The following is a 13,789-nucleotide window of genomic DNA, read 5'->3' as shown; positions in this document are numbered from 1 at the left end:
GATATATTTAGATTTAAACGTGCTTTAGTAGCAATACTAAAGCCATTCATTCAATAACAATCAAACCTAGCGGAGAGCAGCATGGCTTGGAATGAGCCGGGGAAGGACGATAAAGACCCCTGGAAAAACAAAGGTGGAAACAACCAAGGTCCACCAGATTTAGACGAGTTTTTCAAAGACTTAGGCAATAAAATGGGCGGAGTATTCGGCGGTGGCGGAAAGTCATCGGGAAGCTCTTCAGGTGGTATTGGTGGTTTCGCACTAATGTTACCGCTATTTATTGCACTAGTAGCTTATTTGTTTTCGTGTATTTATACCGTAAAAGAAGCTGAGCGCGCGATTAAGCTGCGCTTCGGTGAATATGTCGGTGTTGTAGAACCGGGCTTAAGCTGGAAATGGACATTTGTAGAAGAAGTTATTCCTATCGATGTTCAAACAACGCGAGCATTGAATGCGTCAGGCTTCATGTTAACGCAAGACGAAAACGTTGTTTTAGTTGAAATGCAAGTACAGTATCGAGTGGAAAACGCTCGCAACTACGTATTTAGCGTAACTAATGCAGACAACAGCTTAGAGCAAGCGCTAGATAGTGCGCTTCGTTATGTCATCGGTCATTCTGATATGGATGATATTTTAACGTCAGGCCGTGAAGATGTGCGCCAGAAAGTGTGGAGTGAACTTGAAAAAATCATTGCACCTTATGACATGGGCATGATTATTGTCGACGTTAACTTCAAAGATGCTCGTCCACCAGAAGCAGTTAAAGATGCATTTGATGACGCGATTGCAGCACAAGAGGATGAAGTACGTTATATCCGTGAAGCTGAAGCTTACGCGCGAAGTGTAGAACCTATTGCTCGTGGTCAAGTTAAGCGTATGGAACAAGAAGCAAGTGCTTATAAAGAGCAGACTGTATTGAATGCTCAGGGTGAAGTTGCTCGTTTCGTTAAATTGTTGCCAGAATACCAAGCAGCGCCAGAAGTTACTCGTAATCGTATTTACCTGTCGACGATGGAAAAAATATACGGTAACACTAGTAAAGTTATGGTTGATGTTGAGGGTGGTAACAACATGATGTATTTACCACTTGATCGTATTTTAGGTGCGCAACCAAATACCACGATTTCTATTCCGCCAATTAAGCAATCAGGTAGTAACACGCCTGTTTCTCAACCGTCTATGCCGTCTTCTTTAGGCAGAAATGACCGTTTTAACAATGGGAGAAACTAATCATGAATAAGAATTTTTTATTGATCGTTTTAGTTGCTCTATTAGTGCTATTTGTGTCATCGATTTTTGTTGTAGGCGAAGGCCAGCGCGGTATCGTGTTCCAGTTTTCAAAAATTAAACGAGATGATGCTACAGGCGATATGCGTGTATATGAGCCAGGTTTGCATTTTAAAATTCCGTTGATTGAAAACGTGAAAAAAATAGATGCCCGTATTCAAACACTCGATGAAGCGCCAGACCGTTTCGTTACGGCAGAAAAGAAAGACCTTATGGTTGACTCTTATGCGAAATGGCGAATTGTTGACTTCTCAACTTACTACCTGCGTACATCAGGCTCGATAGACAACGCGCGTCTATTATTGAAACAAAAAATTAATAACGGACTGCGTACTGAATTTGGTAACCGTACCATTAAAGAAATCGTTTCTGGCGACCGTTCTTCGGTTATGTCTCAAGCGCTAGAAAGTGCACGTAGTTCAAGAGAAGATCTAGGCATTGAAGTTATCGATGTGCGTGTAAAAGCCATCAACTTACCGACAGAGGTTAGTAACTCAATCTATGATCGTATGCGCGCTGAACGTACTGCTGTAGCAAAAGAGCATCGCAGTGAAGGTAAAGAGCAAGCGGAAGTTATTCGCTCAGAGGTAGACGCGCGAGTGACGGTCATGATTGCGACAGCACAAAAAGAAGCAGCTGAAGTACGCGGTGAAGGTGATGCGCAAGCAGCAAAGATTTACGCTGATGCCTATCAACAAGACGCCGAGTTCTTCTCGTTCTTTAGAAGTTTGGAAGCCTATGAAAAAAGCTTCAACAAAAAGAGCGATATCTTAGTGGTTAAGCCTGACAGCGAGTTTTTCCACTATTTAAAAGAGCCGTCAAAATCTAAATAAACGGTAATTACCCGTAAAAACTCCGTGATGCCCAAAGCTCACGGAGTTTTTTATTTCATATCATCGAGTTATTTTACTCAACGGATAAAAGTGTTGATGCTTGATGGTAAGAAACATTTTGATCACAATAATTGATGTATTAATCATCAACTTTCTCTTTTCCTCAAAGTTGAATTTTGGTAGAATCCCCGCCTAATTTTCTTTCCTAAATGTAAATATGGGTAAAAACGTCGTAGTCCTTGGCACTCAATGGGGTGACGAAGGCAAAGGTAAGGTTGTCGACTTACTTACAGATAAAGCTAAGTATGTTGTACGTTATCAAGGTGGCCACAATGCTGGTCATACGCTAATTGTAGACGGTGAAAAAACCGTACTTCACTTAATTCCATCTGGTATTTTGCGTGACAATGTAAAATGTATGATTGGTAACGGTGTAGTATTAAGTCCTGAAGCGCTAATGAAGGAAATTACGATGCTTGAAGCACGTGATGTTCCGGTACGTGAGCGCTTGATTATCAGTGACGCTTGTCCATTAATTTTGCCTTACCACGTAGCGTTAGACCAAGCGCGTGAAGCGGCTCGCGGTAACAAGGCTATCGGTACTACAGGTCGTGGTATTGGTCCAGCATATGAAGATAAAGTCGCTCGTCGCGGCCTTCGTGTAGGTGACCTTTTCGACAAAGAAAGCTTTGCGGCTAAGCTAAAAGAAATTGTTGAGTATCATAACTTCGCGTTAACGCAATATTACAAAGCAGAAGCGGTAAGCTACGAGAAAGTACTTGAAGATGCACTTGCTATTGCAGACATCATTACTGGTATGGTTGGCGATGTTGCAGAGATTCTTGACCAAGCGCGTAAGAATGGTGAATCAATCATGTTTGAAGGTGCTCAAGGTACGCTTCTAGATATTGATCACGGTACTTACCCTTATGTAACCTCTTCAAACACAACGGTTGGTGGTGTATCAACAGGTTGTGGTGTTGGTCCTCGCTACATCGATTATGTACTAGGTATTACCAAAGCTTATACAACACGTGTTGGCTCTGGTCCTTTCCCGACAGAATTAAATGACGATATTGGTAACCATTTAGGTACTGTAGGCCATGAATTTGGCGCAACTACAGGTCGTGAGCGTCGTTGTGGTTGGTTTGATGCTGTTGCAATGCATCGCGCAGTACAAGTTAACAGTATTTCAGGTTTTTGTTTAACTAAGCTTGATGTACTAGATGGTCTTGAAACACTTAAAATTTGTGTTGGTTATAAAACGAACACTGGTGAAGTGTTAACTGTACCACCGACAGCTGCTGAAGGTTACGAAGAAATCGAACCTGTTTACGAAGAAATGCCTGGTTGGTCAGAAAAAACATTCGGTGTAACTGATTACGAACAGTTACCAGCGAATGCTAAAGCGTACATCAAGCGTTTAGAGGAAGTAACTGGCGTACCAATTGATATCGTATCTACTGGCCCAGACCGTGTAGAGACAATGGTACTGGTTAATCCGTTCGAATAAGTATCGTTTATACTAAATAAAAACCAGCCTTATGGCTGGTTTTTTTATGCCTGAATTTTATAACTTTGTAGTAAAATTACATCATAAATACGTTTTTTAAAGAGTTTTACTCAATTTATGTCGCTTTTGCGCCAAAAATATATGTTTTATTACGATTTAACTGCCTTTTTCCTTCTATTAAATGTAAAAAAGATCTCATCCAACCTCTTTATTTTTAATAGCTTAGGTTAAATATTTGTGTATTATTTGTGTCTTCGATGGTTTTCTGATGAAAAATAATTTTCTCGCGGCACAAGTAGGATCTCCCCAACATGTTAGATATACGCCAACAGGCGCTGGATTATCACGCCTTCCCTTCTCCAGGTAAAATTAGTATTGAAATTACTTCTCCAGCAGAGACAACACAAGATCTGTCGCTAGCATACAGCCCAGGTGTCGCTGAGCCAGTGAGAGAAATAGCGCAAAACCCAGAAGACGTATACAAATATACGGCAAAAGGTAATACCGTGGCGGTAATTTCAAATGGTACTGCGATTTTGGGGCTAGGTAATTTAGGCCCAATGGCGTCAAAACCTGTCATGGAAGGTAAGGCATTATTATTCAAACGCTTTGCAAATATTGATTCCTTTGATATTCAAGTTAAACACAATACGGTAGAAGAGTTTGTTGCTACTGTCGCTAATATTGCCGATTCATTTGGCGGTATTAATTTGGAAGATATCAAAGCGCCCGAATGTTTTGAAATTGAGCGAGCCTTGATCGCACAATGCGACGTGCCTGTTTTTCATGACGATCAACATGGAACGGCAATTGTTACTGCGGCGGGCCTGCTTAACGCTTTGGAGATACAAGACAAATCTATCGCAACAGCTAAAATTGTTTGTCTAGGGGCTGGTGCTGCTGCCATCGCTTGTATGGATTTACTGATAAAATGCGGCGCAAATCGAAGCAACATTTTCATGCTGGATAGACAAGGGGTTATTACTACTAGACGCTCTGGGCTAAATCGTTATAAGCAGCAGTTTGCTAATGACACGGATAGCAAAACGCTTACCGATGCGATCAAAGATGCAGATGTCTTTGTTGGTGTTTCTGGTCCTAATTTATTGTCAGCCCAGCAATTAGCGTTAATGGCTTCAAAGCCTATTGTATTCGCCTGTTCAAACCCGGATCCTGAAATTTCTCCTGAACTCGTCCATAAAACGCGCCCCGATGCTATTATGGCAACGGGTCGTTCCGATTATCCGAATCAGGTTAACAATGTTCTATGTTTTCCTTTTATATTTAGAGGGGCACTTGATGTTAGGGCCACTGAAATCAATGATGCGATGAAAATCGCCGCAGTAGAGGCTATTAGAGGTCTTGCACAATTGGCAGTACCAGAAAAGGTGCTTGCTGCAACGGGTGAAGCGTCATTAGCATTTGGTCCCGGGTATATTATCCCAAAACCAATGGATGAAAGATTGTGCGAAAAAGTGGCTAAAGCTGTTGCGACGGCTGCGGTTGAATCAGGCGTAGCAAAATTGCCGCTACCGGCAAAGTATCAGTAGCTAGCTTTAAGCAATAAAAAAGGCGCTTATAGCGCCTTTTTTAATCTAACTAAACTTAGTCTTGATCTTCGAACTGGCTAAAATCTGTTATGCCATTTTCTGCCAAAACCTTTCTAACAACTTCAGGCAGCTTTTCAGGGTTATCTTTTGCAAGATCATTGTCATTTGGCAAAGGTTGTCCTGTAAACGCATGCAAGAATGCTTCACATAGCAATTCACTATTAGTTGCATGACGCAGGTTGTTTACTTGTCGACGAGTGCGTTCATCGGTCAACACTTTTAGCACACGCAATGGAATTGAAACGGTAATTTTTTTAACTTGTTCGCTTTTCTTACCATGTTCAGCATATGGGTTAATATATTCCCCATTCCATTCTGCCATACATCTTCCCCTTTAACTTTACCTTGTGCTTTAGCCCATAGTTAAATTGTACTGTGTCAAAAAACACAGTCAACTATATATGTGTAGAAGTTTAGATGTCTAAAAAGATCTTGACATAAAATTTAAAACGTTTAGAGTTTTAGACGTCTAAACACCTAAACGTAAATATGGAGTCGTCATGACTGACAAAAAGTTTGCTACGCAGGCCGTTAGAGCCGGCATTAACAGTGACGAGCATCACAAAGCTGTGGTGGCACCTCTGCATTTATCGAGTACGTATGCATTGAACGGATTTAATGACAAAGGTGCTTTTGATTATTCAAGAACCGGTAACCCTACACGAGCATTATTTGCTGACGCACTCGCCCAACTAGAAGGGGGTAGTGTCGGTATAGTAACCGCTACGGGTATGGCTGCAGCACACGTCATTGTACAAACATTAACGAAAGATGATTTGTTAGTCATCCCACACGACTGCTATGGTGGCAGCTATCGTTTGTACACGCATTTGGCTGCGAAAGGACAGTTTAAACTGAAAGTTGTTGACCAAACCAATGATCAGGCATTTGCCGAGGCGATGGCGTTAAAACCTACACTGACCTTGGTTGAAACACCGAGCAATCCGCTTCTGAGGTTAGTTGATATTAAACGCATTGTAGAACAAGCCAAAGCTGTTGGTTCCTTGGTTGCAGTAGACAACACATTTCTGTCTCCAGTTTTACAACAACCACTTGCACTAGGTGCAGACATTGTTTTTCATTCAACAACGAAATTTATAAATGGCCATAGTGACATGGTTGGTGGTGCGGTAATCACCAAAGATAAAGCTCTTGGAGAGACATTAGCATGGTGGGCAAACTGTATCGGAGTTACGGGCAGCGCATTTGATAGCTATCTAGCCATGAGAGGTTTAAAAACATTACCTCTGCGTATTAAGCAACATCAACAAAATGCCAATGCCGTCGCACAGTATCTTGCCGATCATCCAGCGGTGGCACACGTATATTATCCGGGGTTAGCATCACATCCGGATCATGAGCTTGCTAAACAGCAACAAAAGGATTTTGGTAGCATGATGAGTTTTGAACTTGTTGGCGGTGTTGATGCAGTAAAGAAACTGTTCGACGGCCTTTCGCTGTTTACCCTGGCGCAATCATTAGGTGGCGTTGAAAGTTTAATTAGTCACCCATCTACCATGACCCATGCGGGAATGGAATTAGACGCACAAAAAGCCGCTGGAATCGGCCAAAATTTGGTGCGACTATCAGTGGGAATAGAAGATATTGACGACATATTGGCAGATTTGGAGCAGGGCTTAGCAGCCAGCCAATCTTAACACGTTACGGTAAAGTAAATGAGCAGAGTTAACCCAGTACATACTGAACAAGCGAATGCTATTAGCACCAACGTACATAAATTTGGTGGTAGTAGCTTGGCTGATAGCGCTTGCATAAAGCGAGTACTTACTATAGTTAGAAGGCACTGTAAGAAAGATGATTTAATTGTTGTCTCAGCCAATGGTGATACTACAGATACGCTGTTTGCTTTGTTTGAGTTAGCTGAGGCGCACGATGAAGCGCTAAGTAGTGCTATTGAATCGTTAAAACTGTCGCAGCTAAAATTGATTAGAGAGTTATTATCTATTGAATCTGGTCAGCCGTTAATTGAGGCATTAGATGCCGATATTAAACAGCTTACCTTTTGGTTGTTGAATCAACCGCAACAATTTACCAATCAAATTTTGGCTTTTGGTGAAGTTTGGTCTGCTCGCCTTTTATCTGCTTATATCAGCCAAGAATACACCGCAAGCTATACTATCGATGCGCGTGACTATTTAATTGTCGACGATGCCAAGCATTGCCAAGTACAATATGAGGCAAGCCAGCAGCAATTTAATCAATTGTTGGAAGATCAAAAATTAGCCGTCATTACAGGTTACATTGGCAAAGACAGTAAAGGCGAGGCTATCACCCTTGGTCGCAATGGCAGTGACTATTCAGCAACAATCGTGGCAGCACTTGCGCAAGCAAAAAATGTGACCTTGTGGACCGACGTCGACGGTATATACAGTGCTGATCCTAGAGTTGTTCCAAATGCAAGAAAATTGCATCGTTTACCTAATGAAGTAGCTAAAGAACTGGGGCGCTTAGGTAACCCGGTATTGCATGCAAAAACACTTAAACCGCTTTCTTTCGAGCAACTTCCACATACCGTGCATTTACACGTAGCTAGTAGTTTTGCGCCAGAGGTTTTAGGCAGTGAAATAGGCTCATTTGGTGAAATAGCGAAACAAGAGCTATCGGTCACACGGTTAAATGACTTGCTACTCATTGAATCTGAATTTTTAAAAACGGAGCAAGCCAAAATTGCTTTTGAACAGTTTTCTGTAGAGCAAATAGATCATGAATTGGGTTTTGTCGTCGTGCAACAGCACACGCAACAACAAGTCACGGATTGGCTTGCATCATCAAATGTTCAAGTTCGAGTGACACCTATCGCTTTAGTCGCCGCGGTTGGGCACAATATAGCGCAGCAAGGTAACATGTTTGCTCGCTTTAAACGCGCAACAAAATCGGCGAAGCCACTGCGCTTTATTCAAAGCAGTAACAACCACAGCATCATTGCGGTACTCAAAGAAAACTGCACCATAGAATTACTCAACAGGGTGCATCATGCAATGACAAAAGACGCTCGCCATATTGGTCTTGTCGTTGCCGGATTAGGTAATATTGGCGAAGTATTCTTATCTATGCTGCCAGAGCAACTTAGCAGACACCACAGCTTAGAAAACACTTATCTAGTAGGTCTTTTAGGTAGTAAGAAAGCGTTGATTCGCGACGATGGTATCAATCCTGCGCTAGCAAAAGCGTTATATGAACAGCATGCTAACGATTATGACAAGGCGGCGTTAATGGAATGGTTGGGTAATCATCCTTATGACGAGTTGATCGTTGTTGACCTGACGCCTAGTGAGGAATTTAGTGATTACTACCAAGAATTCTTTGCTAAAGGCATTCATGTGATTGGTGCTAATAAATGGGCAGCCTCAGCAGATACCCCGCAATACAATCGATTACTATCAACAGCTAGTGAAACAGGTAGTCTTTGGTATGGAAACACCACGGTTGGTGCAGGCCTGCCAGTGAACTACGCGCTTAATGATTTAGCCCGAAGTGGTGATAAAGTGATTGAAATATCAGGTATATTTTCGGGCACTTTATCTTGGTTGTTCGAAAGTTATGATGCCAGTGTTCCATTTTCAACCTTGCTTAAAGATGCTCGAAATCAGGGCCTAACAGAGCCAGATCCACGCGAAGATCTTTCAGGAAAAGATGTACAACGTAAACTGCTAATTTTAGCTAGATTGGCAGGATTTGAATTATCGCTTAGTGATATCTCTGTGCAGAACTTAGTACCAGAAGCATTGCAGACAATATCTATAGATGAGTTTTTAGCGCGTTGTGAAGAACTTGACGACTATTTTGAACAAGCTTTCAGCGACGCGAAAGCGCAGAATCAATGCATACGCTATGTCGCCAAATTTGCAAAAACGTCTGCTGGTTACAAAGCGGAAGTATGTCTAGCACAACTTGGTCTTTCACATGCTTTTGCCAGCCTAACGCCGTGTGACAATATTTTCCAAATTAAAAGTCAGTGGTATCACGACAATCCATTAATTATTAGAGGCCCAGGTGCAGGCCGTGAAGTTACTGCGGGTGGCGTTCATTCAGACCTTGTAGTGGCATGTCAAACATTAAACAAGAAATCAAAACCAGTTGAAATTAGAGGGATAAATTAAATGAGTTATAGTCATGCCAGACAGGTAGAATCGCTAAATCGTAGTCTGAGTGAAATTAATGGCGATCTACAGATTTCGTTTGAGTTTTTCCCTCCTAACTCTCCTGAAATGGAAACTACCCTGTGGAATTCAATTGAAAGACTTGCACCACTGAAACCAAGCTTTGTTTCGGTGACTTATGGCGCAGGTAGCGGAACGCGAGATCGTACACATGATGTTATTAAGCGTATTCAAAAAGATACGGCGCTTATCGCAGCCCCCCATCTTACATGCATTGATGCGTCGCGTGACGAACTTAAAACAATTGCAAAAGAATATTGGGATACAGGTGTTAGACACATTGTTGCTTTGAGAGGTGATTTACCTGATAGCAATGAAAAACCAAATATGTACGCGTCGGATTTGGTGAGTTTGCTTAAAGATGTCGCGGATTTTGATATTTCGGTAGCTGCTTATCCAGAAGGGCACCCTGAAGCACCAAACCCACAGTTTGATTTGCTAAACCTTAAGCGCAAGGTAGAGGCAGGAGCAAACCGCGCCATTAGCCAGTTCTTTTTTGATATAGAGTCGTACTTACGTTTCAGAGATCGCTGTGTCAACGTGGGTATCGACGTTGAAATCGTGCCAGGTATTTTGCCAGTAACTAATTACAAAACGTTAGCGCGCTTTGCCAAGCTAACTAATGTCAATATCCCTAACTGGATGCCAAAGATGTTTGATGGTTTGGAAGACGATGAAACCACTCGCCGTTTGGTCGGTGCAAACATAGCGATGGAGCAGGTCAAGGTACTTAATAGTGAAGGGGTGAAGAACTTTCATTTTTACACGTTAAACCGAGCCGAGCTTACTTATGCAATTTGTCATATGTTAGGTATTCGCCCATAGCGATATTAAACACAGGTTTTGCCAGTGAACAAATAGTAGTAATTTCAAAGCGTTTGGTATAACTTTAGCTATAATTTCCTAAGCGCTCCCCATATTGGGTGGATTTCCTACATACTTCGGACAACTATGGACGCAAATTTATCGATTTCAATTACGGTAATCATCATTTCTGCAATGATGTTTTTTGCGTCGTTTTTGTTCAAAGATGGCGAGCGTGAAAAACCGGCTCGATTTGCTTTTCGATTGTTTTACTTTTTCACCCTCTTAATTTTTTGTGGTCTAGTTGCCGAATCTTATCTTCATTACGAATATTTTGTTATTTCCACTAAAATCTTTATTGCATTAAGTGTCTCGAGCCTAGTGACCGGTATTATGTGGCGTTGTCGTAGCAAAATACCTGTGTCCTTAATCTATTTCATTGCTATTGCTATAATTGTCGCTGATTTATCGGAGTTTGCACCTAACTTTAGATGGCCTTCATTGTTCAACGGTATATGCGCTATTTTTGCGGTCTACGCTCTGTTTAATCGCGAGAATAGCAATGCTGGTGATAAGGGTTTAGGTCTGGTAATGATCGGCTACTTAGCACTAATGTTTACACATTTGCAATCTGATAGCTGGATGACGGCGGATCATGATGACCTTAATATTGTCATCGATGTTTTCCTATTTGTACCAGCGTTTGTGTCTGGCGTTACGGTATTTATCTTCTTAAGTTACATGCTGGACGTGCAAAAGGAATTGGAATTCAAAGCATCGACCGACGCATTAACCGGCCTATTTAATCGACGTCACTTTATTCGGGCATCGAATAAGTTGCTGGCGTTAGCGGGTCGTCATAAGTTTCCAATTAGTGTGATCATGTGTGATATCGATCACTTTAAAGCGATTAATGATAAATATGGTCACCCTGCCGGTGATGCAGTATTGCGCGAATATGCCAAGCTGATGGAAAGCTTATTGCGTGTCGGTGATATCGTTGCGCGCTATGGTGGTGAAGAGTTTGTTATTTTGTTGCCTCAAACCAATAGCGACGGTGCTAGACAAGTAGCCGAACGTATGCGAGATAAAGCCGCTGACCTTTCAATCAAAGCGGGTAAACACCTGATCAATTTCACTGTGAGCTTCGGTGTTGCGCAAGTTGCTTCGTTTGATGATATTGACGAAAGTATTGAAAATGCCGACAAAGCACTCTATCAGGCAAAAGAAAATGGCCGCAATCAGGTCGTACTTGTTAATCGCGCTTCACTAGCCTAAACGTTTTTTACACTATAGGTAAACAACTAACCGTCCGATAACAGGGCGTTTTCTGCTATCTCCACATTAATTTCTATTTTTTATATCTCCCATTGGTTCATCTTCTGCTTTACTGGTGGAACTTAGCATTTAGCTAAATAAATCAATAAATTACTTTTCACCGAAGTCATGGGCATCTATCTGTTCTCGATTTTAATACTCACATTTGCCACTCATTTTTCATTTTTTGCTATAAATTATCATAAATAGTTATGCAAAATAGTTGCATAACTACCCTTTAACTTGATAGACTCCCTCTGAGTTTGATGAAGACTAACTGATAAGGCTACGGGAAATATTCAAAATGCTTCTATTTCGACGACGATAAGTGATTTTATTATCTACCTGGCGGCTATTAATAGGCATGTTATCAGGTGAATTCGTTAGTGTTTTAGTGGTTAAATTTGAATAGAATTGCAAAATTGTGATGAAAGTAGCAGTAATAGGTGCCAGCGGTTATGTTGGTGCAGAACTTATCGGGTTGCTCATTCAACATCCTAAAGTTGAATTGACGCATTTATTGGTTTCTGAAAACAGTGATTCCTGTGGACTACACTTTTCCGAGTTACATGCTCGGTGGTTGGGGATTTGTGATGTTCCCCTTCAATCTTTTTCTCAGGCGTGGTTCGAGCAATCAGTTGATCAGTTGGATGCCGTTTTCTTTGCGACACCTCATGAATTCTCTGCCCAGTGGGGCGCAAGCTTTGTAGCAAAAGGCGTCAAGGTATTTGATCTGTCAGGTGCGTTTCGTTTAAAGGATGCAACGCAATACCCTACCTTTTATGGTTTTTCTCATGGCGATGGTAAAGCGCTAGCATCTGCAGTTTATGGATTAGCTGAATGGAATGCACAGCAGATTGCCGATGCCAATTTAGTTGCTGTTCCGGGTTGCTATCCAACAGCTAGCTTAACCGCGTTAAAGCCGCTGGTTTCTAATAACCTTCATCTACCTGGTGCTGTTATCTCCGTCAATGGTATTAGTGGCGTGAGTGGGGCTGGTAGAAAGGCATCGTTAGCGACAAGTTTCAACGAAGTAAGCCTATCGCCATACAATATTTTAGTACACAGACACCAGCCAGAGATTTCGCAAGAGGCATCAACTCAAGTAATTTTTAATCCACATTTAGCGCCTTATAAGCGAGGCTTAATGGCTACAGTTACCGTACCTTTAGCCGAGGGTGTTACCGCAGCGCAAGTGGATGACGCATTCAATCAAGCTTATTGCGATAGTGCTATTGTGAGAATGCCGAAAGCTTGGCCAAAAATAGACAATGTAGCATTTTCGCCATTTGCTGATGTTCATTGGCAAACGGATGAAAAATTAGGTGTTACCGTAATAAGTTGCGCGATAGACAACCTGTTAAAAGGCGCTGCATCGCAAGCGGTGCAATGTTTTAATTTAGTGATTGGCGAAGATAGTCACTTTACGTTGTTACCGGGAGGTCAGCATGTCTAAGCAACAGGCACTAGTAATAAAAATTGGTGGCGCAATTTTAGAGAGTGCGTCAGCACTTACTCAGCTGCTCGCTGCTTTGAAACAGCTAAAACAACCTGTTGTTCTCGTGCATGGTGGTGGCTGTGTGGTTGACGATATGTTGCAACAAGCGGGCTTTCAAAGTGAGAAGAAACAAGGCCTGCGTGTTACGCCTAAGCAACAAATGCCGTTAATTAGCGGTGCATTAGCCGGCAGCGTAAACAAAGAAATTGTTGCTAATGCCGTGAGTATGGAAATTAAAGCTGTTGGCTTAGCGTTGGCGGATGGCGATATGGTGCAATGTGATGTGCATCCAGCACAAATTGGTCAGGTAGGCGTGCCTAAAGCAAATGACAGTCGATTATTAGACGCTTTGTTACAAGGCGGCTTCTTACCGATTGTTTCGTCAATTGGCGCACTTAAAAATGGTGACTTAGTTAATGTTAATGCTGATGACGCCGCCGTAGCTATTTGCCAATTACTGAACGCCCAATTGCTACTACTAACGGATGTAAACGGCGTTAAAGGCGCTGATGGAGAATATTTAACGTCGCTTGATCAAACACAAGCGAACACATTGATAAAAGAAGGTGTTATTGCCGGCGGCATGACGGCAAAAGTTAATGCAGCATTTTTAGCTGCTAATCAATTGCGACGAAGTATCGCGGTGGCCAGTTGGCGTTTCCCAGAGCAAATACAACAACTGCTTGCTGGTGAAACTGTAGGTACCCGCATTGAATACAGCAAATTGAATTAACTTAACACTAGGA

Annotated in this window: 11 protein-coding genes; 10 read left to right on the top strand and 1 reads right to left on the bottom strand. The window is 42.0% G+C overall.

What is annotated here, in order from left to right; translation table 11 throughout:
* Nucleotides 1-81: 81 nt before the first annotated feature.
* The 4 genes from hflK to QUD85_RS13890 all read left to right on the top strand — a co-directional run bounded on the left by hflK (nucleotide 82) and on the right by QUD85_RS13890 (nucleotide 5,183).
* Entirely contained in the window at nucleotides 82-1,230 is a 1,149-nt protein-coding gene (hflK, locus tag QUD85_RS13905; RefSeq protein ID WP_093328477.1) for an FtsH protease activity modulator HflK, read from the top strand.
* Nucleotides 1,231-1,232: 2 nt separating this feature from the next.
* Entirely contained in the window at nucleotides 1,233-2,120 is an 888-nt protein-coding gene (hflC, locus tag QUD85_RS13900) for a protease modulator HflC (protein WP_093328476.1), read from the top strand.
* A 217-nt stretch (nucleotides 2,121-2,337) separates the two neighbouring features.
* Nucleotides 2,338-3,633: an adenylosuccinate synthase gene (locus QUD85_RS13895; protein ID WP_093328475.1), complete on the top strand. Its 1,296-nt coding sequence runs from the start codon at nucleotides 2,338-2,340 to the stop codon at nucleotides 3,631-3,633.
* Nucleotides 3,634-3,944: 311 nt separating this feature from the next.
* Nucleotides 3,945-5,183, top strand: coding sequence for a malic enzyme-like NAD(P)-binding protein (locus QUD85_RS13890; RefSeq protein WP_093328474.1), 1,239 nt, complete (start codon nucleotides 3,945-3,947; stop codon nucleotides 5,181-5,183).
* 55 nt (nucleotides 5,184-5,238) lie between these two features.
* Here QUD85_RS13890 and metJ read toward each other — a convergent pair whose 3' ends face one another.
* A complete protein-coding gene (metJ, locus tag QUD85_RS13885) occupies nucleotides 5,239-5,565 on the bottom strand; it encodes a met regulon transcriptional regulator MetJ (protein ID WP_093328472.1) in 327 nt (108 codons plus the stop codon).
* A gap of 178 nt (nucleotides 5,566-5,743) precedes the next feature.
* On the opposite strand from metJ, the gene metB reads away from it, so the two are divergent.
* From metB to argB, 6 genes are all read left to right on the top strand, one after another.
* Entirely contained in the window at nucleotides 5,744-6,901 is a 1,158-nt protein-coding gene (gene metB / locus QUD85_RS13880; protein ID WP_093328471.1) for a cystathionine gamma-synthase, read from the top strand.
* Between the two features lie 18 nt (nucleotides 6,902-6,919).
* The gene (metL, locus tag QUD85_RS13875) at nucleotides 6,920-9,364 is read left to right on the top strand and encodes a bifunctional aspartate kinase/homoserine dehydrogenase II (RefSeq protein WP_093328469.1); all 2,445 of its coding nucleotides are present in this window, start codon (nucleotides 6,920-6,922) and stop codon (nucleotides 9,362-9,364) included.
* Nucleotides 9,365-10,249 carry a methylenetetrahydrofolate reductase gene (gene metF / locus QUD85_RS13870; RefSeq protein ID WP_093328468.1) on the top strand — a complete coding sequence of 295 codons (885 nt, stop codon included), beginning with the start codon at nucleotides 9,365-9,367 and terminating at the stop codon, nucleotides 10,247-10,249.
* Nucleotides 10,250-10,375: 126 nt separating this feature from the next.
* A complete protein-coding gene (locus QUD85_RS13865; protein WP_093328466.1) occupies nucleotides 10,376-11,506 on the top strand; it encodes a GGDEF domain-containing protein in 1,131 nt (376 codons plus the stop codon).
* A gap of 463 nt (nucleotides 11,507-11,969) precedes the next feature.
* Nucleotides 11,970-13,001 carry an N-acetyl-gamma-glutamyl-phosphate reductase gene (gene argC, locus QUD85_RS13860; RefSeq protein ID WP_093328465.1) on the top strand — a complete coding sequence of 344 codons (1,032 nt, stop codon included), beginning with the start codon at nucleotides 11,970-11,972 and terminating at the stop codon, nucleotides 12,999-13,001.
* Nucleotides 12,994-13,776: an acetylglutamate kinase gene (gene argB / locus QUD85_RS13855; protein WP_093328464.1), complete on the top strand. Its 783-nt coding sequence runs from the start codon at nucleotides 12,994-12,996 to the stop codon at nucleotides 13,774-13,776. Before argC ends, argB begins: the two co-directional genes overlap by 8 nt.
* Nucleotides 13,777-13,789: the final 13 nt, after the last annotated feature.

Origin of the sequence: Thalassotalea agarivorans, from assembly GCF_030295955.1 — a bacterium.
Classification (GTDB): domain Bacteria; phylum Pseudomonadota; class Gammaproteobacteria; order Enterobacterales; family Alteromonadaceae; genus Thalassotalea_D; species Thalassotalea_D agarivorans.
This window is presented reverse-complemented; position numbering and strand designations above follow the sequence as displayed.

What these genes read in the sequence shown, in the direction of transcription:
- hflK (WP_093328477.1), top strand. Translation starts at nt 82, where the DNA reads ATGGCTTGGAATGAGCCGGGGAAGGACGATAAAGACCCCTGGAAAAAC.
- hflC (WP_093328476.1), top strand. Translation starts at nt 1,233, where the DNA reads ATGAATAAGAATTTTTTATTGATCGTTTTAGTTGCTCTATTAGTGCTA.
- QUD85_RS13895 (WP_093328475.1), top strand. Translation starts at nt 2,338, where the DNA reads ATGGGTAAAAACGTCGTAGTCCTTGGCACTCAATGGGGTGACGAAGGC.
- QUD85_RS13890 (WP_093328474.1), top strand. Translation starts at nt 3,945, where the DNA reads ATGTTAGATATACGCCAACAGGCGCTGGATTATCACGCCTTCCCTTCT.
- metJ (WP_093328472.1), bottom strand. Translation starts at nt 5,565, where the DNA reads ATGGCAGAATGGAATGGGGAATATATTAACCCATATGCTGAACATGGT.
- metB (WP_093328471.1), top strand. Translation starts at nt 5,744, where the DNA reads ATGACTGACAAAAAGTTTGCTACGCAGGCCGTTAGAGCCGGCATTAAC.
- metL (WP_093328469.1), top strand. Translation starts at nt 6,920, where the DNA reads ATGAGCAGAGTTAACCCAGTACATACTGAACAAGCGAATGCTATTAGC.
- metF (WP_093328468.1), top strand. Translation starts at nt 9,365, where the DNA reads ATGAGTTATAGTCATGCCAGACAGGTAGAATCGCTAAATCGTAGTCTG.
- QUD85_RS13865 (WP_093328466.1), top strand. Translation starts at nt 10,376, where the DNA reads ATGGACGCAAATTTATCGATTTCAATTACGGTAATCATCATTTCTGCA.
- argB (WP_093328464.1), top strand. Translation starts at nt 12,994, where the DNA reads ATGTCTAAGCAACAGGCACTAGTAATAAAAATTGGTGGCGCAATTTTA.